17 protein-coding genes are annotated in these 19997 nt (G+C 44.2%); 5 read left to right on the top strand and 12 right to left on the bottom strand.

All coding sequences use genetic code 11. The annotated features are described in order from the left end of the window. Positions 1-200 precede the first annotated feature (200 nt). Positions 201-800 (top strand): 30S ribosomal protein S4, encoded by a 600-nt coding sequence (gene rpsD / locus MKY99_RS11725; protein WP_042187338.1) that lies wholly within the window; start codon positions 201-203, stop codon positions 798-800. Positions 801-945: 145 nt separating this feature from the next. Further along, a complete protein-coding gene (locus MKY99_RS11720) occupies positions 946-3858 on the top strand; it encodes a transglycosylase domain-containing protein (RefSeq protein WP_339270609.1) in 2913 nt (970 codons plus the stop codon). 83 nt (positions 3859-3941) lie between these two features. On the opposite strand, the gene acsA is transcribed toward MKY99_RS11720, so the two are convergent. After that, entirely contained in the window at positions 3942-5666 is a 1725-nt protein-coding gene (gene acsA, locus MKY99_RS11715) for an acetate--CoA ligase (RefSeq protein ID WP_339270607.1), read from the bottom strand. Between the two features lie 160 nt (positions 5667-5826). Here acsA and MKY99_RS11710 point away from each other — a divergent pair, with 160 nt between their 5' ends. Further along, complete coding sequence (locus MKY99_RS11710; RefSeq protein ID WP_076299464.1) at positions 5827-6459, top strand: GNAT family N-acetyltransferase; 633 nt, start codon at positions 5827-5829, stop codon at positions 6457-6459. Positions 6460-6466: 7 nt separating this feature from the next. Here the strand turns inward: MKY99_RS11710 and MKY99_RS11705 are convergent, their stop codons facing one another. The 3 genes from MKY99_RS11705 to MKY99_RS11695 all read right to left on the bottom strand — a co-directional run bounded on the left by MKY99_RS11705 (position 6467) and on the right by MKY99_RS11695 (position 8979). Beyond that, a complete protein-coding gene (locus tag MKY99_RS11705) occupies positions 6467-7162 on the bottom strand; it encodes a 5'-methylthioadenosine/adenosylhomocysteine nucleosidase (RefSeq protein WP_076299465.1) in 696 nt (231 codons plus the stop codon). 89 nt (positions 7163-7251) lie between these two features. Continuing rightward, a complete protein-coding gene (gene ccpA / locus MKY99_RS11700; RefSeq protein ID WP_042187330.1) occupies positions 7252-8262 on the bottom strand; it encodes a catabolite control protein A in 1011 nt (336 codons plus the stop codon). 264 nt (positions 8263-8526) lie between these two features. After that, on the bottom strand, positions 8527-8979 hold the full coding sequence (locus tag MKY99_RS11695) for a hypothetical protein (protein WP_339270603.1): 453 nt from the start codon (positions 8977-8979) through the stop codon (positions 8527-8529). Between the two features lie 206 nt (positions 8980-9185). Here MKY99_RS11695 and MKY99_RS11690 point away from each other — a divergent pair, with 206 nt between their 5' ends. Beyond that, a complete protein-coding gene (locus MKY99_RS11690) occupies positions 9186-9710 on the top strand; it encodes a type 1 glutamine amidotransferase domain-containing protein (protein WP_339270601.1) in 525 nt (174 codons plus the stop codon). 91 nt (positions 9711-9801) lie between these two features. Here MKY99_RS11690 and MKY99_RS11685 read toward each other — a convergent pair whose 3' ends face one another. The 7 genes from MKY99_RS11685 to aroA form a co-directional block, all read right to left on the bottom strand. Beyond that, positions 9802-11193, bottom strand: coding sequence for a DUF4179 domain-containing protein (locus tag MKY99_RS11685; RefSeq protein ID WP_339270599.1), 1392 nt, complete (start codon positions 11191-11193; stop codon positions 9802-9804). Further along, positions 11186-11716 (bottom strand): sigma-70 family RNA polymerase sigma factor, encoded by a 531-nt coding sequence (locus MKY99_RS11680; protein ID WP_339270598.1) that lies wholly within the window; start codon positions 11714-11716, stop codon positions 11186-11188. The genes MKY99_RS11685 and MKY99_RS11680 overlap by 8 nt, the downstream gene beginning before the upstream one ends. 174 nt (positions 11717-11890) lie before the next feature. After that, the gene (ptsP, locus tag MKY99_RS11675; protein ID WP_042187321.1) at positions 11891-13660 is read right to left on the bottom strand and encodes a phosphoenolpyruvate--protein phosphotransferase; all 1770 of its coding nucleotides are present in this window, start codon (positions 13658-13660) and stop codon (positions 11891-11893) included. Continuing rightward, complete coding sequence (locus MKY99_RS11670; protein WP_042187319.1) at positions 13657-15543, bottom strand: glucose PTS transporter subunit IIA; 1887 nt, start codon at positions 15541-15543, stop codon at positions 13657-13659. Before MKY99_RS11670 ends, ptsP begins: the two co-directional genes overlap by 4 nt. A 519-nt stretch (positions 15544-16062) precedes the next feature. Then, on the bottom strand, positions 16063-16731 hold the full coding sequence (locus tag MKY99_RS11665) for a hypothetical protein (RefSeq protein ID WP_339247382.1): 669 nt from the start codon (positions 16729-16731) through the stop codon (positions 16063-16065). Positions 16732-17173: 442 nt separating this feature from the next. Beyond that, positions 17174-17608, bottom strand: coding sequence for a CoA-binding protein (locus MKY99_RS11660; RefSeq protein WP_076282945.1), 435 nt, complete (start codon positions 17606-17608; stop codon positions 17174-17176). A 75-nt stretch (positions 17609-17683) separates the two neighbouring features. Then, positions 17684-18976, bottom strand: coding sequence for a 3-phosphoshikimate 1-carboxyvinyltransferase (gene aroA, locus MKY99_RS11655; RefSeq protein ID WP_042187311.1), 1293 nt, complete (start codon positions 18974-18976; stop codon positions 17684-17686). A gap of 109 nt (positions 18977-19085) precedes the next feature. On the opposite strand from aroA, the gene MKY99_RS11650 reads away from it, so the two are divergent. Further along, positions 19086-19391 (top strand): rhodanese-like domain-containing protein, encoded by a 306-nt coding sequence (locus MKY99_RS11650; protein WP_042187309.1) that lies wholly within the window; start codon positions 19086-19088, stop codon positions 19389-19391. A gap of 4 nt (positions 19392-19395) precedes the next feature. Here the strand turns inward: MKY99_RS11650 and MKY99_RS11645 are convergent, their stop codons facing one another. After that, on the bottom strand, positions 19396-19944 hold the full coding sequence (locus MKY99_RS11645; RefSeq protein WP_339270595.1) for a shikimate kinase: 549 nt from the start codon (positions 19942-19944) through the stop codon (positions 19396-19398). Between the last annotated feature and the right edge of the window lie 53 nt (positions 19945-19997).

Raw genomic sequence — 19997 nt, 5'->3', positions numbered from 1 at the left:
ATAATATTTATTGTTGAACAAGACTGTAACAAGTCTTACTTGGGCGTAACGTTGTGTCACCCTCACGCATTTCGTTACTGCCAGGGCAGCGGCTGAACTTCCCTGGCAGTGTGGAAGCCATTAATGCTAATCACGGATACGAAATGCGGCGCAAATAGGCCCTACCCTGAAATTTCAATTATAAAGGAGTCTACTATAACATGGCACGTTACACCGGACCTAAATTCAAACTCAGCCGCCGTCTGGGAATTTCCCTTAGCGGTACAGGAAAAGACTTGAAACGCCCTTTTCCACCAGGACAACACGGAGCTAACCAACGCAGAAAAGTAAGTAACTACGGAATGCAGCTTTTGGAAAAACAAAAACTGCGTCACATGTATGGTTTGGGAGAGAAACAATTCAAAACTCTCTTCACTAAAGCACAAAAGCTTCCAGGTCTTGCGGGCGAAAACTTCATGTTCTTGCTTGAAAGCCGCTTGGACAACCTAGTTTACCGTCTTGGATTTGCTAACTCTCGTGCTGGTGCACGTCAGTTGGTATCCCACGGACACGTAACTGTTAACGGCAAAAAAGTCGACATCGCTTCTTACCGTGTAAGCTTGGGCGACGTTATCGGTCTTCGCGAAAGAAGCCAAAGCATGGCTTCCATCAAAGAAGCTCTTGCTAACCGTTCCCACCTTCCAGCTTACCTGGAATCTGCTGAAGGATCTTTCGAAGGTAAATACATTCGTTTGCCAGAACGTTCCGAGCTTTCCCAGGATATCGATGAGAAACAAATCGTCGAGTTCTACAACCGTTAATATCTCGCTTATAGCGAGTATGACCAAAGCCTCCGGATTTATCCGGAGGCTTTTTGTTATTCTAATAGGTAATGAACACTCCGACTGCATTCAAAATCGCCAATTTGTGCTATAATAATTCCGTTAAAAGGAGGAATTATCGTCGATGGTTCAAGAGAACAAGAAAAAAAACGTAAAGAAGCCTTCACCCCGCAGATCTGGGCTTAGCAGGTTCGGTTCTGTAGTTAAGTGGATGTTTATTCTTGGCATAATAGGCATTCTGTTCGTCGGTGGTGCAGCAGCAGGATACGTCACTTCCATGGTGAAAGATGAACCTGTTCGCTCTGAGGAAATGATTCAACAGCAAGTCGGACAAAATGCGATCACCGGATTCGCATACTTCCGTGATGGCGCACCGATCGGCCAGCTTCGTACAGAAGAAGATCGAAGGCTCATTCAATACAACGACATCCCCCAGATTATTATTGATGCAGTTCTCGCGATAGAGGACAATAATTTCAATGAGCATAATGGCGTGGATTTCAAAGGCACCTTACGTGCCGTCAAACAAAAGATATTAAATGAATCCGTTCAGACCGGAGGCAGTACACTTACTCAACAGCTCGCAAGACGTGTATTCCTCAATCTGGATCGAACAGAAGATCGTAAAGCAAAAGAAATTCTACTTTCACTTAGACTAGAGCGCTTCTTGACCAAGCAAGAGATTTTAACGGCTTATCTGAACAAGGTTCCGTTCGGTAATGGCTCGAATGGCTATAACGTATTTGGGATTAAAGCTGCATCCAAAGGTATATTCGGTCTGGATGATCTAGACAAGTTGAATATTGCTCAAGCGGCGTATTTGGCCGGTCTTCCACAGCTCCCATCCGCTTATTCAGCATTCAATGGCGTTGGAGAATTCAACGCAAAGGCGTTCAATAGAGCTATGGATCGTCAACAGCTTGTACTTCGTCGTATGCTAGAGGAGAACAAGATCACTACCTCCCAATATGATGAAGCACTCAAGTTTGATATTAAAAGCTCTCTCGCTCCTCACACTAAGAAAGCCTATGCTACATATCCATACCTAATGATGGAGACGGAGCGTAAAGCAGCTGAGATTCTTTTGTCACTAAATGAAAAGAATAACAGTACAGCTGATACCAATAGCTCTAGTGATAATGCCGTACTTCTTGAGGAAGCAAGACAACAGTTAATGACCGGCGGTTACCGAGTCTATACCACGATTGATAAGAAAGTATACAGTGCAATGCACAGTATTTCCGAAGATAGTAGTAATTTCACCAAGGACAGCAAAACAAAAGGTGTTGAACAGACGGCTGGCATTTTGATCAACAACAAGACCGGAGCCATTCTCGGTATGATTGAGGGCCGCGATTTTAATATCGAGCAAATGAACTACGCAACCCAAATGGTCCGGCAACCCGGCTCAACGATGAAGCCGATTTCAGCATACTTACCTGCCTTAGATGCAGGACTGATTCAACCTGCTGGAATCTTAGATGATGCTCCAATCATTTTGAAGGATGGCGGGAAAGGCTTCCATATCCCTAAAAATGCTAACAATCGCTATCAGGGTTTAGTTACGGCTCGCTATGCACTTAATAAATCCCTCAACCTACCGGCGCTTAAACTTTTTAACGAGAAGGTCGGAATAGAGGATGCTTGGGCCTTTACTAAAAAGCTAGGGATCACTACACTCACCGAAGATGATTACAGAGCACAGACTGGGGTTATAGGTGGTCTTCGATACGGTACATCCGTTGAGGAATTAACCAATGCCTATTCCGCCATTGGCAATAAGGGAGCATTTAATGATGCTTATATGATTGAGAAGATTGTGGATTCGGAAGGCAAGATCGTTTATCAGCACAAGGTTAACCCTGAACAAGTATTCTCTGAGCAAACTGCTTATCTAATGACCGATATGCTGCGTACAGTAATCACAGAAGGTACTGCAAGCACAGTAAGAAGAGATTATAAACACTTTAAAGACGTTCCTATTGTAGGTAAGACTGGCTCCACTCAGAACTATGGAGATGTCTGGTTCATGGGCTACACCCCTGATGTCACACTTGGCATGTGGGTTGGTTATAAGGAGCAAATTAATACCCTTACAGGAGATACACAAAAACGACAAGCGCAGACCTTATGGGCTAAAGTCATGAATGCTGTTATCGATAAGCAGCCAGACTTGTTCGTTACAGACAAATTCACACAACCTGAAGGAATTACCAAAAAGACAGTTTCCGCATACAGCGGTAAGCTGCCAACGGCTCTAACTGATAAATTTACAACGGATCTTTTCAATGCGAAATATGTACCTAAAGAGAGCGACGATGGGATTTCCAAAGCCAAGTATATTACTTACAATGGCGTCAACTATATCCCACTCGAAGGTACACCGGAGGATTTCCTGAAAGAAAAAATCGTCGTTAAACGTGAAAAGCCGATCCAGGAATTAGTTAAGGAGCTCTTGGCAGCCTTCCCTAAGATGAAGGAGCATAAATCGCTGGAGTATTATATGCCAGCCGATGCTAAGACAGATTTCCCTACTGAAGTCGATCCACGCGTGGACGACGGTACTTCGCCTTCTGCTCCTGGAAATGTAAGTGTCTCATACAGCACTGGAAAAGCTGTGATCAGCTTCTCCCCAAGCGGCTCTCCAGATGTAGTAGGGTACCGCTTATACCGTTCTTTAAACGGCGGGTCTTTCCAGAAGCAAGCTGTAATTATGGCTGACGAGAGCAAGGTATTCTCGCCAGGAACACCTGCCAGTGCCAATGCAACATTCTATGTCAGCGCTGTTGATGTCGCAGGTAATGAGACAGCTTCTGGTAGCGTTGCTGGAGGCACTACACCAACTCCGGAAGCAACACCAACTCCAGATCAGCAACCGGAGACAACGCCTCCTACAGGCTCTGAGAGTACACCAGGAGAGGATATCGAGATTCCTGGAACCATTCTACCTACGCCTACTTCAACGCCATCTGGCGAAGGTAGCAGTAACGGAAACAGTAATAGTGGTACAGCCGGCAATGCGACTGGAAACCATTAACCGGTAGTCCGAAGAATAACTTCACACAGCAAAACACCGTTCCCTTGAATTCATTAGGGAACGGTGTTTTTTTATGATCCATTCTAATCTTCTATCGTTGATAAATCGCCAGTAGGGAGATGAAGCTCCCAAGCCTTTAATACACGCCGCATGATTTTACCTGATCGTGTCTTAGGAAGTTTATCCTTAAATTCAATCTCTCTCGGCGCAGCATGCGCAGACAGTCCGGCTTTAACAAATGCCGCGATCTCCTCTTTGAGTGCAGCTGTAGGAGTATAGCCTTCTCTCAGCGAAATGAAAGCCTTGATAATTTCCCCACGCACCAGGTCTGGTTTACCAATTACACCCGCTTCTGCCACAGCAGGATGCTCTACCAATTTACTCTCCACTTCAAAAGGTCCTATACGCTCACCAGAAGAGTTGATAACGTCGTCAATCCGTCCTTGAAACCAGAAATATCCATCATCATCCATATAAGCAGAATCACCAGAAATATACCAACCAGGAATGCGGAAATACTCCTCATACTTCGCCTTATTGTTCCAGATCGAATTCATCATGGATGGCCAAGGCGTCCGTATTGCAAGATTCCCCATTGAGAATGGTGGGAGAACATTGCCTCGATCATCTAAAATCGCAGCTTCAATGCCTGGCAACGGACGGCCCATAGAACCTGGTTTGATATCCATTCCAGGATAATTACAGATCAGTTGCGCTCCCGTCTCTGTCATCCACCAGGTATCATGAATGCGCTGGTTGTAGAACTTATCTCCCCATCGCACGACTTCAGGATTTAACGGTTCTCCAACAGACAGGACATGGCGCAGGCTACTCAAATCAATTCCCTGAATTGAACTCTCTCCTGCCCCCATCAACATACGAAATGCTGTAGGTGCACTGTACCAAATACTAACCTTATTTCGTTCAATCGTCTTATACCAATCCTGAGGACTAAAGCGTCCCCCTCTCACGACATTCGTTACCCCATTTAACCAGGGAGAAAATATTCCGTAAGATGTTCCTGTCACCCAGCCTGGATCAGCTGTACACCAGTAAATATCATCTGGACGTAGATCCAGCACCACTCTACCTGTATAATAATGTTGAATCATTGCTCTTTGCACATGATAAACGCCTTTAGGTTTTCCTGTAGAACCAGATGTATAATGCATGATAAGGCCATCGTCCAGGTCAAGCCATTCCAATTCGAGCTCAGAAGACGCGTTATCCATCTCCTCAGTGAAACCTAAGTTACCTTGCTCGAAATCAGAGGTACCGCCTACTAGAAAAATATGACGCAAATTCGGAAGCTCATCTCGCTTCACACGATGAAGTAGTTCAGGTGTAGTAACCAAAGCAACCGCACCACTATCTTCCAGCCGGTCCTTAACTGCTGTTTCCATAAAGGCTTCGAACAGAGGGCCCGCTATTGCCCCAATCTTCAGAATACCTAGTAAACTAAAATATAGTTCCGGTTGACGAGGCATAAAAATAAATACCCGATCTCCCTTACCGATACCATATTTACGCAATACATTTCCGAACCGATTCGACCGTTCCTGCAAATCGGCAAATGTATAGGATTCATCCCGCACCGCATCACTGTAGAGCAGGGCCGTTGCCGCTCCCCGTCCTTCTTGAACGTGGCGATCCACTGCTTCATGTGCCATATTAACCTTTCCAGTGTCATACCATGAGAAGTTACGTTCAACATCCTCCCACTTAAAATTGGCTACTGCCTGGGTGTAATCAGACATATTGGAGCTCTGCACACGGCCAGGCAAAATTTCGCTATGGACTTGACCCATCACTCTTGCCTCCCTCACTCGTTTGATTTAAGCTTTAAGGGTAAGACTCTTCTCTTAGATAATGATGTCAATGCAATGAATGTGAATTTTTTATGTCTGAATTAGTATAACATAGCAAACGTTTACATTCCATATTTTATCATCCGAAAGGAGCACAGCTATGGAGCATCGTAAAATCCCTGTTTCCCATACGCTTTCATATAAAGGTAGAACAATAACAATAAGCGGCCCCCGATCACCAGAGGACCTTAAAGTCCTCCATATGCATCATGATCTTGATGCCTTCCGCAAGCCGATTGAACAGCAAGAAGCTCTCATAGAGATCGCTAGCCTGCCAGAAGGACGTATAATTACAGCTGTAGAGGATGGCACTATAATAGGCTATGTAACCTTTCATTATCCGGATGAAATGGAGCTTTGGTCGCAGGGAGGAATGATGGATCTAATTGAGCTTGGAGCTATTGAGGTGAGTAATGATTATAGGGGAGCCGGACTAGGCCGGCTGCTGATTTCCACTGCTTTTGAGCAAGAGCAATTGGAGAATTGTATCGTCTTTACAACAGAGTATTACTGGCACTGGGATTTAAAAGGCAGTGGGCTGGACGTATGGGCCTATCGCCAAATGATGGAGCGGCTAATGAAAACCGTAAATATGGTTTGGTATGCTACGGATGATCCCGAAATCTGTTCACATCCAGCAAACTGCCTAATGGTTCGCATTGGACAAGAGGTACCTATGTCCTCACAGGAGACTTTCGACAGGGTACGCTTTAGACAGCGCTTCATGTACTAAACGAGTATTAAAGGTGCTGCAGCATATATTCTAAGATAGAATGTGAGCGCCCTGAGGCTTCCACCGTGAACTCCTTAAAACTCACATTTGCTGACCCGTCAGACTTATCAGACATCGAACGAATAATAACAAAGGGAGTGGCGTTCATCACACACACTTGTGCAACCGCCGCCCCTTCCATCTCCACGCACGCTCCGTCCAATTCCTCTCTTAATTTGGCTACAATCTCCGCATTAGAAATGAATTGATCACCTGAAAGTACTTTGCCGACCAAGTACTTTTGGCCTAACTCGTTACACGCCCTCTCAGCAAGGAGTACCAATGAAGGGTCTGCCTGAAAGACAGAATTATCTTGATAAGGTATTTCACCTTTTGAAAAGCCAAGTGCTGTAGCATCCATATCATGTTGAACACAAGTAGATGATATAACAATATCTCCAATATTCAATTCAGGGTGTACAGCCCCAGCAACCCCAGTAAACAACACACGAGACACACCAAAGGAATCAATTAGAATTTGTGTCGTAACTGCTGCATTTACTTTACCTACCCCGGATTTACAGAGCACTACAGACTTTCCTAATATATTTCCTATGTAATAATGAATTCCTGCCTTGACCTTCGTCTCCTTATTCTCCATCCTTTCTAGTAATAGCTTAATCTCTTCATCCATCGCACCAATTAATCCGATTATTTCAGGCAAAGATAACGCCTCCTCCGATGATTTACTCTGTAAAAAACATAAAAAGCTCCAAAAGGAGCTTTTTACGGAAATACTGTTTAGTTCTTAAATTACTTATTCAGATGATTAACAGACAGGCGGAGAATCGTTTCATGAGGCAAGATAACCCGCGGATTCTCAACCGTCTCTTTCTTCATGAGTTTCGTCAAAAGTCTCATTGCTACCGCACCTAGGTCATACATAGGCTGGGCTACAGTTGTCAACAATGGACGAACCATCGAAGCCATACGGATGTTATCCACACTAATAATGGAGAAGTCATCCGGTACCTTCAGGCCTTCATCCTGAATACTGTGAATTGCACCAATAGCCATCTCGTCGGTTGCGGCAAAAATAGCGGTTGGCTTCTTCTTGAGTCCAAGGAAATACTTCATAGCTTCGACACCAGATTCATAGCGGTAGTTACCGATACGTACCAAGTCTTCTTGATACTCGATTCCAGCCTGTTCAAGTGCCTTCTTATAACCATGGAAACGTGCATATCCATTCGCAGGATCCTGGAGTGTACCACTGATCATTGCGATTTCTCGGTGACCGTGACGAATCAAAGTATTCACTGCATCAAAAGCAGCGGTTTCATGATCGATGTCAACGGAAGGATAAGTTCCCTTCTCATCCCGTGTAGCACATAGGACAATCGGAACTGCAGAAGTCTGGAAAGCTTGAATATGTTCTTCGGTTACCGTACCACCCATGAAGAGCAGACCATCGACCTGTTTCTCCAAAAGGGTATTGATGACACGGATTTCCTTTTCTTTACGCTTATCCGCGTTACACAATATGATATTGTAATGATACATGTTCGCGATATCTTCAATCCCGCGTGCAATTTCTGCAAAAATCGAGTTTGAAATATCTGGGATGACAACCCCAACGGTTGTCGTTTTCTTACTGGCAAGTCCTCTCGCCACGGCATTGGGACGATATCCCAAACGCTCAATCGCTTCAAAAACTTTCTTCCGGGTCTGCGGTTTCACGTTAGGGTTATTGTTCACAACCCGTGATACCGTAGCCATAGATACGCCTGCTTCTCGAGCTACATCGTAAATGGTTACCGTCAAATTACTCTCTCCATTGCGATAAATTTTATCGTTCGACTAATTAAAAATATGATACGACACTTTGTACAATTGTGCAATGATAACGCTTCATTTTCCTTTCAAAATTTCTTTCAAGGCTGAAGACGTAACCCCTAATTACAATTTTTAACTAGTGTAGGTTTCCCTATTCACGAGCACAATAATGTAACTTCTATCTATCGTAACAAAAAGTGAGTGAAAAATCCAACATTCCGTGAAAGTTTTTCATTATTTTCACAGAATGTTTTAATAATTTGCGTTTTTAGTCGTTTGGAACGTTAATTGAGACAGTCTTCGACTAGTTTCTTCCATCCAATTCTGGTCTTTAAGCCCCTCAGCTAGTCGGTATAGATCAAGTAACATATCCACTCTAGCCTGAATTGTCTCTCGGATAGCCAACTCTAATTCTTGAAATCCTCCGACAACAACCTCTGTCAAAGCTTCTTTTAGGACACTAGCTAATTCATTTCTTTGAGTAAACGAAAAATCTTGTCTTGGCACATCCGCGTTCAATTCTTTCACTAGCTTTCCTAGATCTGCTTTAATATACGACAAGGGCTCATAACTAGTACATTTCGGACAAGTATAGACAGGGACATGTGTAATCTTCACCCTCGTATTAAAAATCAATGAATGCATATGTAAGTTCATGAGGCCACCACAGCTACACAACTTCTCCATTAAGTTATCTGTATACATCTTCTACACCTCTTGCAAGAAATGAATTAAGTACAAAGTATGACTTTTCAATTTCTATATTCGACCTCCCTCGATTAAAACCCTCTTTAATTGCATATAATGATTAAATTGGCAATTCGTCTATAATTTACAACCCTTTAGATGACTTCGTATTTTAAATTTGATAGAATATGAAGGATCATGTGATACGAAAGGAGCTTAACAAAATGAGACTAGATGGAAAAAAGGTCATAGCACTCGTAGACGATGAATTTGAAGATTTGGAGCTCTGGTATCCCGTGTACCGAGTAAGAGAAGAAGGCGCTGAGGTTCACTTGGCAGGTTTGGAAAAAGATAAAACATACATCGGCAAATATGGTGTGCCTGCAAAAGCGGAGTACTCCTGGGACGATCTTAATGCAGCAGATTATGACGGGATTTTAGTTCCTGGCGGCTGGGCTCCTGATAAAATCCGTAGATACAGTGCCGTATTAAAGCTAGTACAGGATTTCAATGCAGCTAAGAAACCTATTGGGCAGATTTGCCACGCAGGCTGGGTATTAATTTCCGCTAAAATTCTGGAAGGTGTAACCGTCACCTCCACACCCGGCATCCGTGATGACATGGAGAATGCCGGAGCGATATGGAAAGATGAAGCTGTGGTTACGGATGGACATATTATTTCTGCTCGTCGACCGCCAGATCTTCCGCCCTATGGCAAAGCTTTTTGTGATGCGTTAGCTGGGGAATAAACAGTAGAAATAAAGTTTAAAATCAAACAAGCCCTGTCTCTCCATTTGAGGAACAGGGCTTTTGATTTGCTTCGCTCGACTTTGGAGCTATTTACTTAATTCTAATGGACGCTTTCTCCTTGATTTTGTTTGGATAAGAATTAAACCAGAAAGTCAACGGCTGGGGTAGCTTTTCCTTGCCTACATTGAAGAGATAGGTTACTGTAGTTCCCTTACTACTTTCATTAAACTCTCTATATCCTGAGTAATCATTTTTGATAGTTTCCATCATATGCCCGCTTCCAGAGCTATCTTCAAAATAATCGCTCAATGCAAAATAATAAAGCGACTCCTTATCTTCTTTAGGAATAAAATAGTCCAATACCAGAATTCCCTGCTCTTCGTCCTCCATTCTTTTGGAAATCGTCAGATTGCTATCCGGTACCTTCAGAATCTGCTGTGTTTCGGTATTAATCACAAGCTCAAGCTTAGATTGATCTAGAGCAGAAATCCCTTCAATTTCAAACTTAATCGGATCATCAGGTCTCATATTATCATTATGATAAATATTCGATCCACTTACCCACATTAATTCCTCTTGTTGCTCTCCTTTTCCGATGACAAGCTTAGGTGAAAGCATATTAAATATCCTCATTGTATTCTTTTGGTCATATCTTTCCCGCATATAAATACCCGTAGGTCCAATATAGATATTCTCCATATTAATTTGCTGTCCGGCGATGGACAGACTATCCTTTAGATCAACTCTTTTTCCTTGAATATAAGCCTTGTTGGTATCCATTGGAATCTGAATGTTTAAAGATTTCTCACCGCTTGATAAAGCTAGATCATCAGGTGCTGGAAGCAACCTTAGAGAAATATTCAATGGGTCTTCCAACTCATCCTGATATTCATCCCATACGATTTGCTCGTACATACGAGTTGTCCCAGGAGATCCAACCTCTTGTGCGTTAATAGTGCTAAACCCGCTGTATCCTGTGCGATAAATATTACTTTCAGGAGTCTTTTTCAAGGATAGTCCAAACAGCTGCATTTTCCGATCTGTATTGTTTTCAATTGTATACAGAACCGCAATTCCTCTTCGATCGGCCATAATTCCATTAACCGTCCACTTTATTCCATCCTCCTCAGCTGAAGAAATATTTACTTCCTTCATCATCCCTGCGTCAAGTGCCGATGTGATGGTCAGATTATTAGCGATAGTCGGGCGGAATACCTCAAGCGATCCCCAGCTTTTTGGTGGTAACTGCGCACGAACAGGATTGGCCATCTGATGTGCCCAAGGTACAATAATTATTAAAGCGATGGCTAGGACCGCCAACACAACAACAGCGTATCTTTTTCTAAAAGAGAATCTTTTGTGGCTACCTTGCTGCATCCCCTTGCGAATCGCGGCATCCAGCTTAACATCCGGGATCTCCTCAGCCTCGACATCAATTCTCTGAAAATAATCGTTAAGCAGCTTTTCTTCAGACTCAGCCATAAAATAGATCCCCCTTCCGTTTCATTCTATCACGCAGCTGTTTCAGACCTTTATTGAGCCATGTCTTCACGGTGCCCTCCGGTTTATCCAGTACCTCTGCAATTTCTGCAAGGGTCATATCCTTGTAATATTTGAGTACAAGCACCTGGCGATACTTCGGCTTTACCCCTTCCAACGCCTGTTCCATGTCTAATCTGCGGTCGCTTTTCATCTCCATGATCCCAACATCACTTCGAGCAGCTTCTGTGACAGCGTTCCTCTTTCTGCGCTTCAACTCATCGTTACAGCAATTGATCAGAATACGTGTTAGCCATGGAGCAAATCTCTCGGAGTCTTTTAAGCTTTTACGTTTAATCCATGCACGGCAGGTTGCCTCCTGTAGAACTTCCAACGAATCCGCTTCGTTTCGTAAATAGCTATAAGCAATGCTGTATAGCTTTCTTTTCTGTTCAGCTACCAGCTCATAAAATATGTTTTCATCCGTAGCGACTATTTCCATTTCGTCATTAATAATGTGTTCCATGCTTGTTTTGTCCTCCCCCCTTGCTTTCACGCATAAATCATTCCTGTGCAACTCGCTCTATGTATAGACTGCTCCGAAGCGCAAACGGTTTTGTTTTTTTATAAAATACAAAAGAAAAAGGCCCGGCAAGAATGCCGAACCTTGATGTGGACTTGATGATGGAGCGCTTGATAACTATGAAGAAGCTTTCTCCTTTGTTTCCACGCTCGTTCCAAGCGTAATACCGCTTTTCTGAGCATAAGCACTTAGGATTTCTTCTGTCTCCGAGCTTGTACGATGATGGAAGCAAGCTTTGGCAACCCTTGTAGCGTCTATAGCCAGTGTATTCAGGGTACGGTGTTTAACCTTCAGCAGTGCCTGTGGCGACATGCTAAGATCACTAATCCCTAACTCCAGCCAAAGTGGTAAAGAACGCTCATCTGCCGCCATTTCACCACATACACTTATATCTATTTTTGCATTACGGGCTGCTTCTACAGTCATACGGATCATTCGCAGAACCGCTGGATGATATGGATGATACATATGCGCAATTTGTTCATTCATACGATCTACGGCTAGTACATATTGCACCAAATCGTTCGTACCGATACTGAAAAAGTCAACTTCCTCAGCAAGTAAATCCGCAATCATAACCGCAGCTGGAACTTCAATCATAATACCGACTGGAATATTCCGATTAAACGGTATACCCCGTAGCTCCAGTTCAGCCTTCACTTCTTCCAATACTGCTTTTGCCGCCTGTACTTCTTCTACGGAAGATATCATAGGGAACATTAGCTTTACATTCCCGTATGCGCTCGCCCGCAAAATGGCGGTTAGCTGAGTTTTGAACATATCTTGTCGATTCAAGCTGATTCGAATGGCACGATAGCCAAGGAACGGATTCTGTTCTTCTGGCAGCTGGAAGTAATCCAGATGCTTGTCCCCGCCTATATCCAGCGAACGGATCACAACCATATTGCTGCCTACCTTCTCGACAACCTGTTTGTACACTTCAAATTGTTCATCCTCAGTTGGAAAAGAACTGCGATCCATGTAAAGAAACTCTGTACGGAATAGACCTACACCCTCGGCTCCATACTTGAGCGCTAAATTCAGTTCTTTGACGGAGCTGATATTACCGGCCAATCGCAGGTTAACGCCATCTTTAGTTACGGCATCGACTGTAGCAAGCAATTCCAGTTGTTCTTTCTTTTTATGCTGCTTATTCCGAAGAGAAACATATTCATTGATCGTTACCTCATCAGGATGAATTTGCACAGATCCCGTGTCTCCATCTATCACGAGCATGTCTCCGGTCTGAATAGGGTTAGACAAATTATTCTCCAAACCTGCCACGAGCGGAATGCCCAGTGCACGAGCCATAATGGAGGAATGTGAGGTTTTACCGCCCATCATAGTAACAATACCTAGAACATAAGTTGGGTTCAAGTGAGCTAACTGGGAAGGAGATAACTCCTTCGCAACGAGAATATACGGCTGTGTATCCGATGGCAGCGTGACCTCAGGAGCACCTAAAAGATGCTTTAACAGACGGTTACCGACATCCTTGATATCCACCGCCCGCTCCTTCATGTATTCATCATCCAGCAGATCAAACATCGCTACAAAATGATCAATCGCTTCCTTAACAGCCACTTCCGCCGCCTTATACTGGCGTTCAATAATCCCCCGGATTTCGCTCATAAACACCGGATCATCCAAAATCGCCAGATGAGCATCAAAAATGCTGGATTCCTCCGGACCGACTACTTCTCTGAATTCTTTTTTGATGAATTCAATCTCGTCCTTAGAGGTACGGATACCTTCGTATAAACGCTCAAACTCCTTAGCTAGATCCACTGGGTTCACTTGTGTGTCTGGTAAGCTCCACTCCCAGTTCGGTAAGACAAAGGCCTTCCCGATAGCTACACCTGCTGCTGCGCCTATGCCTTGTATCATCCTTCTATCCCTCCAACGTTACTTTCATGTAAGACTACGGACATTACTGAAGATTGCCCCTTTTTAACATTTTTAAATGGAGCATAGCTCCATGATTTTACTCGATCAGGATTCGTAATCACCATTGGTGTAGCCAGTGAAGCTGCATGCTCACGCAAATAAGCGAGGTCGAATTTAACAAGCAATTGACCTGGTTCCACGCTGTCGCCTTCTTTCACAACCGCCTCAAATGGCCCTTTAAGCTGCGAAGTGTCGATCCCTATATGCATAAGTACCTCCAGCCCTTCCGGCGTAGCAATACCAACGGCATGCATTGTAGGATAGACGTGCATAACCTTCCCGAATACAGGCGAAGTCAGCTCCCCTTTTTCCGGCAAAAATGCAACTCCATCACCCACCAGCTTCGCTGCAAAGATGTGATCCGGCACTTCCTCAATGGGCATCATTCTACCCTGCATCGGAGAACTGAACAATACCTGAGGCAAATCACGAAGCATTAGCTTATTAATCTCCTCGCGGATCAACTCTGAATACGTACCAAATACTACCTGGACATTCCCGCCACCGAGCTTGATAATCCCAGCAGAACCAAGACCTTTAAGCGCCCCTGTATCTATAAATCGATCATTATGGACGGTTAGCCTCAAACGAGTGATACAGGATTGTACTTGTACGATATTCTCCTTACCACCAAGCGCCTCCAAGATCAATGGTGCCTGATAAGGGATGTTTCCTGCCCAATCACCGAGTTCCGAACCTTCTTCACGCCCTGGTGTTGGGATCTGAAAACGGCGAATCGCCCAGCGGAACAAGTTATAATATACAATCCCATAAGCTATACCGATCGGAATTAACAACCAAGCCCTCTGGGACAGATGCATATTCAAAAAGAAATCAATAGCCCCTGCGGAATAGGAGAACCCATGATGAATCCCCAACATGTAGGTAATCACCATAGCAAGACCGGACATTACTGTATGTACCGCAAATAAGTAGGGAGAAGCAAACAAAAACGCAAATTCAATCTGCTCCGAAACCCCGGTTAGAAAACAGACCAGAGCCGCCCGCACAAAAGTCTTTTTAATCTTAGGCTTCAAGTCCTCGCGCGCTTCCTGAATAATTGCAAAAGCAATGGCTGGCAGTGCGAACATCATAATCGGAAACAAACCCGCCATAAAAATGCCCGCCGTAGGATCGCCTGCAAAAAAACGTGGCAAATCCCCCTGAACGACAGTGCTACCATCAGGAGTTGTAAAGTTTCCAAACTGAAACCAAAACACATTGTTGAGAATATGGTGAAGACCGAAGGCTGTTAGTACTCTATATAGCACTCCATAAATAAAAACGCCAAAGCCGCCTGTCTGCAATATCCCTTGAAAAAGATCATCCAGTCCTCTTTGCAGCAGTGGAGAGATCCCTAACATCACCCATGCAAAGCCAGCCGAAAACAATCCCATGAACAGCAAAACAAAACGCGAACCTCCAAAAAACTGTATCGCCTCTGGAAGCTTGATATTTTTGAACCGGTTTTGAGCGATACCGGCAACTATACCCAGCAAAATTCCGATAAGTGTTGCAGGTTGTACAAGCCCGTCTCCCATATGGGTAACAATCCGGTCATAAGTGAACATTCCAGCCAGTGCTGCAAGACCCGCCGTTCCAGCTTGATTGGATAATCCCCATGCTACACCCACAGCGAACAAATAAGGCATAAAATAAAAGATTCCCTGCCCAGCGTATGTAGCCACTTCGGATACCGAAGAAAGTCCCCATGCAGACCAAGGTAAGCTGCCCAAACTAAGCAAAATGGCTGCCGCCGGCAGTACCATGGTAGGAAGCATTATGGCTCTGCCCAATTGCTGCAATGATCCGAGCCAATTCAAGGCTACCCTCTCCTTTCTTTCTATATTGAATGGTAAGCGCTGCGGGGGTTTTTGTCAAAATAAACTGAAGGAAAAGATCAGGATATAGTTAAAACAAATACACACTCACTCCACAATAAAATCACCTAGAAACACCATTCTATGGGCTCAGGATTCCAAAGCACTAAAGCAAACAATGCTAAAGTTGGTTAAAACCGATAAAAGTTACTCTGAATGAATGTGCGTCTCTAATAATGCTTCAAGTGTATGAGTTATATTTATTGAATGAAGTTTTGTCTGCTGACTGAGTCTCTTTCTTTTGCTGCCGATGATAAAAGAAGATGTTAATTGTACTTTGTACAACTATTTATATCCTAGAAAAACTGAAATCCATATAAGTGTACTTTGTACAATTATTTTTAATAATTTCACCCTTTTTCTTACCTTTGGTGTGTAATAAGTGTACAAAGTACAACTAAACCACAATAGAACAGAGATATTTCCGATATAGTTGTATATAGTGCAATTATTCTCCCTCTCCTACCATATTTGATCTGGTCGCATAGCTTTCACTTCGTATTGTCGAACCCGTTCTCCCGTAATTACAGGCTTTATTAGCCCCTTCTCACTCAACGAATGCAATAATCTGCGCGCCGTTCGAAAGTTAATGCTGAAATGAGTGGTCACATCCTTTGGACGGATCGCCCTACCCAGTCGCCAAGCCAACCGTAGAACCTCCTTCTCCTCAGACAAAATATCCACGCCTGCAGATTTGCGCGCCAAATGAGGTGCCAGCACCAATTGCAAAAGCATCCGGCACACCTCGGGGCGGTGCTGAAGATCATCAACAGAAAAATGAATCATTTTCCACCCCATTCCGGTCAGAAAAGTGTCCCGATTAACTGCGTAGTTGAATCTCTCGCGGTCCATGTCCTTCACATGACTTTGAAACCCGTCGCACTCAATCCCGAGACTGCCGCCGCTCTGCGGAAGAAAAGCGAAGTCCAGAAACTGAGATTTACGATTCCAGTCGTACACTTCGTATTCTGGATGCAAATCATCAAGGCTCTCAAACAATGGCCACCATACATTCTGCAAGAACAACTTCTCCGCATAATTATGCCCTCTAACCAGCCTCCCCCTTCTTTCTCCTGATCTTTCAGTCAAGTGCTTGTTAATGAACATACCATGTGCTTCTTCAAATTCCATTATGGTATCCTCCCCTATAAAAATAAAAAAAACGCCCTTCACCGCAAATCATGCGGATAAAGGACGTTCTTCGTCTAACTTCAGTATAACAAGCTCAGTTAGTGATTTGCATTAGAAATTGCACAGTCTGTACAGCGAATCGTAATCAAACGATGCTTTTGATCTTGGCTGTTCTTTAACATTAAATTCGCAACTACTTCAGCGTCAAAAAATTTAGTTCGCTGGTTTGTTAGTTTGTTCTTTTGTCTGTCGGCTCGTATGCTCGCCGGTTCATTGTTCACTCGTTGTTGGTTCGTTTGTTGATTTGTTTGTCGGCTCGTAAGCTCATAAGCTCGTCAGTTCATCGTTTGCCCGTTCGTCGGTTCGTTCGTTCGAAATCCCTTGATACACGCTCTGATCATCATTTTTTCAATAGTCAGATAAAGTGTTGAACTACCGAACCTTATGCCCGAGTACGCCCATGCATCGTGATCGCTTCTTCGACCTTGATACAACGGTCCATAATCGCCGTCATACCGTTCTCAGCGGCGATTTCAGCGGCTTCCTGGCTGATTATACCCTGCTGAAGCCAGAGCACACGTGCGCCGATTTCAGCGGCCTCCTGTGCGACCTTTGCGCAGTATTCGCTTCGACGGAACACATTAACAATGTCCACCGGCTCTGGAATTTCCGCTAACGTATGATAGCACTTTTCTCCCAGTATTTCACCATCAACCAATGGGTTTACAGGAATGATCCGATATCCCCGACTTTGCATAGCACCCGCGACCATATAGGAGGTACGGTCTGTTTTGTCAGACAGGCCAACAACTGCAATATTACCAGCAGAAGCAAGGATATCTCCGATCTGTTCCCGACTTGGATTCTCAAAGCTCATACATAGTGCCCCTTTCCATAGTTACACTTTATGATCCTTATTTAACTGAAGCTAAATTCGCTAGCTCCCTTACTTCTATTGTACCCACTCCACATTCGCACCAAGCGCACGCAGGTGATCAAAGTATTGCGGATACGACTTAGCGACATGGTGAGCATCCTTGATCAATAGTGGTTTACGCGCTCGTAAACCTACTACTGACAGCGCCATAATTACACGGTGGTCGTAATGCGCGTTAATCGTCACACCACCTTCGACGCCTTCAGGCATGCCGTGAACGATAATTTCATCGCGGCGTTCCTCAACATTGGCTCCTGCACGAGTCAACTCTGCCAAGTAATCAGTTATACGATCACATTCCTTATACCGAAGGTTCTCAACGTTATAGAATCGTGAAGTGCCTTCAGCAAATACGGCAGCAGCTACCATAGCCAGCACCGCATCGGTTGCAGCATCTCCGTCGAATTCAACAGCTTTTAGAACGCCGTTCCCTTGTACGTGAACTGTTCCCTCTTTATGAGTAAGCGGTACTTCCATCATACGCAACACATCAACAATGGCTCTTTCTCCCTGCTTACTCTGTTCCACAAGTCGATGTACCTTAACATCTGACTTTGTAACCGCAGCTGCTGCTAGAATAGCCGCAGAGCCAGGATAGTCACCTTGAACGGTATACGTTTTTGCCGCATAGGCTTGACGACCTGGCACTTTAAAGGACATATAATCATCCGCCGCATGAACCACAATTCCAGCCTGCTCCAATACTTCTAGCGTCTGACCTACGACAACCTTTGATTTCAAATCATCAAGGACAATAATTTCACTATCTTCTTCAAGCAATGGTGTCAAGAATAATAGAGCACTTAGGAACTGGGAGCTGACAGCACCTGAAACTGTAATTCTACCCCCAACAGGTTTGCCACCGCGGATCGTGATCGGCAACTTACCTTCATTATGCTCTACCTTCACACCAAGCTGTTCTAGAGACACGATCAGGTCGTCATGTGGACGTTTGCCCAAGGAGTCAGGATACGTATTAACGAATGTGACCTCAGGGCTTAAAGCAGCTACAGCCATTAGAAAACGTAATACTGCTCCTGCATTCCCCACATTAAGCTCCTTAACATCCTTAGGTTTGCGACCAAAGCCTTGAATCACAATCTTCTCATCATCTTCTGTGAGTACAGCTCCCAAATCTGCAATACAACGACGGATGGCATCGCTATCTTCACTATGTGCCGGATGATAAATCGTACTTACGCCTTCTGACAATGCGGCAACCAGCAAATAACGAGTGGTATAGTTTTTGGAAGAGAGGGCCCCAAATTCTCCTTGCAGGGATGGCGTTGGCCTAACAATAACGTCCATAATATAAACTCTCCTTAGTAGATATAGTTGTATGTAGTGCTCGTTTGACAGGGTATTCCATGCTTGTGTTATCATTAAACCATTCTTCTGATGAAAAGAGGTCACAACCATGCATAATGTTCCACAAATTACACCGCAAGAATTGCGGCAGTGTCTAGAGACAGGGGAAGACCTTGTACTCATCGACGTTCGTGAAGACGAAGAGGTTGCCTTCGGGATGATTCCCGGTGCACAGCATATCCCCATGGGAGAAATTCCACACCGCACTGAGGATATTCCAAGCGATGCCAAAGTGATCTTTATTTGCCGTTCCGGTGCTCGAAGCCAGCGTGTCTGCGAATATCTACAACAGTTTGGCTATCATGCTACAAATTTAAGCGGCGGTATGATTGAATGGAATGAAACACTCTCTTAAAAGCTCAGCCGCGGTAATGCATTAAAATATATTGCGACACTTCTGCCGCTGTCAGTCCCGTTGTATCGACCGTGTAATGCGCGAACAGGTAAGCTTCTCGACGGTCTTCCATGATACGTCTAACCCGTTCTTCTGCATTGCCGGCGAGCAGCGGACGATTCTGATCTCCACTAACGCGGGCAATAATCTCTTCTTCTGTTGCCGTTAGCGCAACCACATGCCCTTTACTCAGCATTAAATCTGTATTCCCCGGCGCCAATACCGCGCCACCACCAGTAGATATTAATTTATTCTCAGACTCTAGCATACGCTTTAGTACTGCTGTTTCCACGCTTCGAAAGTAATGCTCTCCATCTTCCGCGAAAATTTCTGCAATACTTCGGCCTTCAGTTTCAACAATGACATGATCCAGATCAACCAGCTCGTAACCCAGTTCCTCGGCCAAAATAGCGCCTACTGTTGACTTCCCCGTTGCCATCATCCCTACTAAAATAATGTTCTTATTTCTTTGCTCTTCGTTGAACCCTTTAAATTCTTCTGTATCCCCAGTCATGTCTATCCTCCAACCGCGATATTTGTCATATCATAACACAGGGTCAAAACATT

This window comes from Paenibacillus sp. FSL R5-0470, assembly GCF_037975205.1.
GTDB lineage: Bacteria > Bacillota > Bacilli > Paenibacillales > Paenibacillaceae > Paenibacillus_AQ.
Note: the sequence above shows the minus strand (reverse complement) of the source record. Positions and strands in the feature narration are given on the sequence as shown.

Excerpts from the sequence above, each read along its gene's own strand:
- rpsD (WP_042187338.1), top strand. The coding sequence starts at position 201 with ATGGCACGTTACACCGGACCTAAATTCAAACTCAGCCGCCGTCTGGGA.
- MKY99_RS11720 (WP_339270609.1), top strand. The coding sequence starts at position 946 with ATGGTTCAAGAGAACAAGAAAAAAAACGTAAAGAAGCCTTCACCCCGC.
- acsA (WP_339270607.1), bottom strand. The coding sequence starts at position 5,666 with ATGGGTCAAGTCCATAGCGAAATTTTGCCTGGCCGTGTGCAGAGCTCC.
- MKY99_RS11710 (WP_076299464.1), top strand. The coding sequence starts at position 5,827 with ATGGAGCATCGTAAAATCCCTGTTTCCCATACGCTTTCATATAAAGGT.
- MKY99_RS11695 (WP_339270603.1), bottom strand. The coding sequence starts at position 8,979 with ATGTATACAGATAACTTAATGGAGAAGTTGTGTAGCTGTGGTGGCCTC.
- MKY99_RS11690 (WP_339270601.1), top strand. The coding sequence starts at position 9,186 with ATGAGACTAGATGGAAAAAAGGTCATAGCACTCGTAGACGATGAATTT.
- MKY99_RS11685 (WP_339270599.1), bottom strand. The coding sequence starts at position 11,193 with ATGGCTGAGTCTGAAGAAAAGCTGCTTAACGATTATTTTCAGAGAATT.
- MKY99_RS11680 (WP_339270598.1), bottom strand. The coding sequence starts at position 11,716 with ATGGAACACATTATTAATGACGAAATGGAAATAGTCGCTACGGATGAA.
- ptsP (WP_042187321.1), bottom strand. The coding sequence starts at position 13,660 with ATGATACAAGGCATAGGCGCAGCAGCAGGTGTAGCTATCGGGAAGGCC.
- MKY99_RS11665 (WP_339247382.1), bottom strand. The coding sequence starts at position 16,731 with ATGGAATTTGAAGAAGCACATGGTATGTTCATTAACAAGCACTTGACT.
- MKY99_RS11660 (WP_076282945.1), bottom strand. The coding sequence starts at position 17,608 with ATGAGCTTTGAGAATCCAAGTCGGGAACAGATCGGAGATATCCTTGCT.
- aroA (WP_042187311.1), bottom strand. The coding sequence starts at position 18,976 with ATGGACGTTATTGTTAGGCCAACGCCATCCCTGCAAGGAGAATTTGGG.
- MKY99_RS11650 (WP_042187309.1), top strand. The coding sequence starts at position 19,086 with ATGCATAATGTTCCACAAATTACACCGCAAGAATTGCGGCAGTGTCTA.
- MKY99_RS11645 (WP_339270595.1), bottom strand. The coding sequence starts at position 19,944 with ATGACTGGGGATACAGAAGAATTTAAAGGGTTCAACGAAGAGCAAAGA.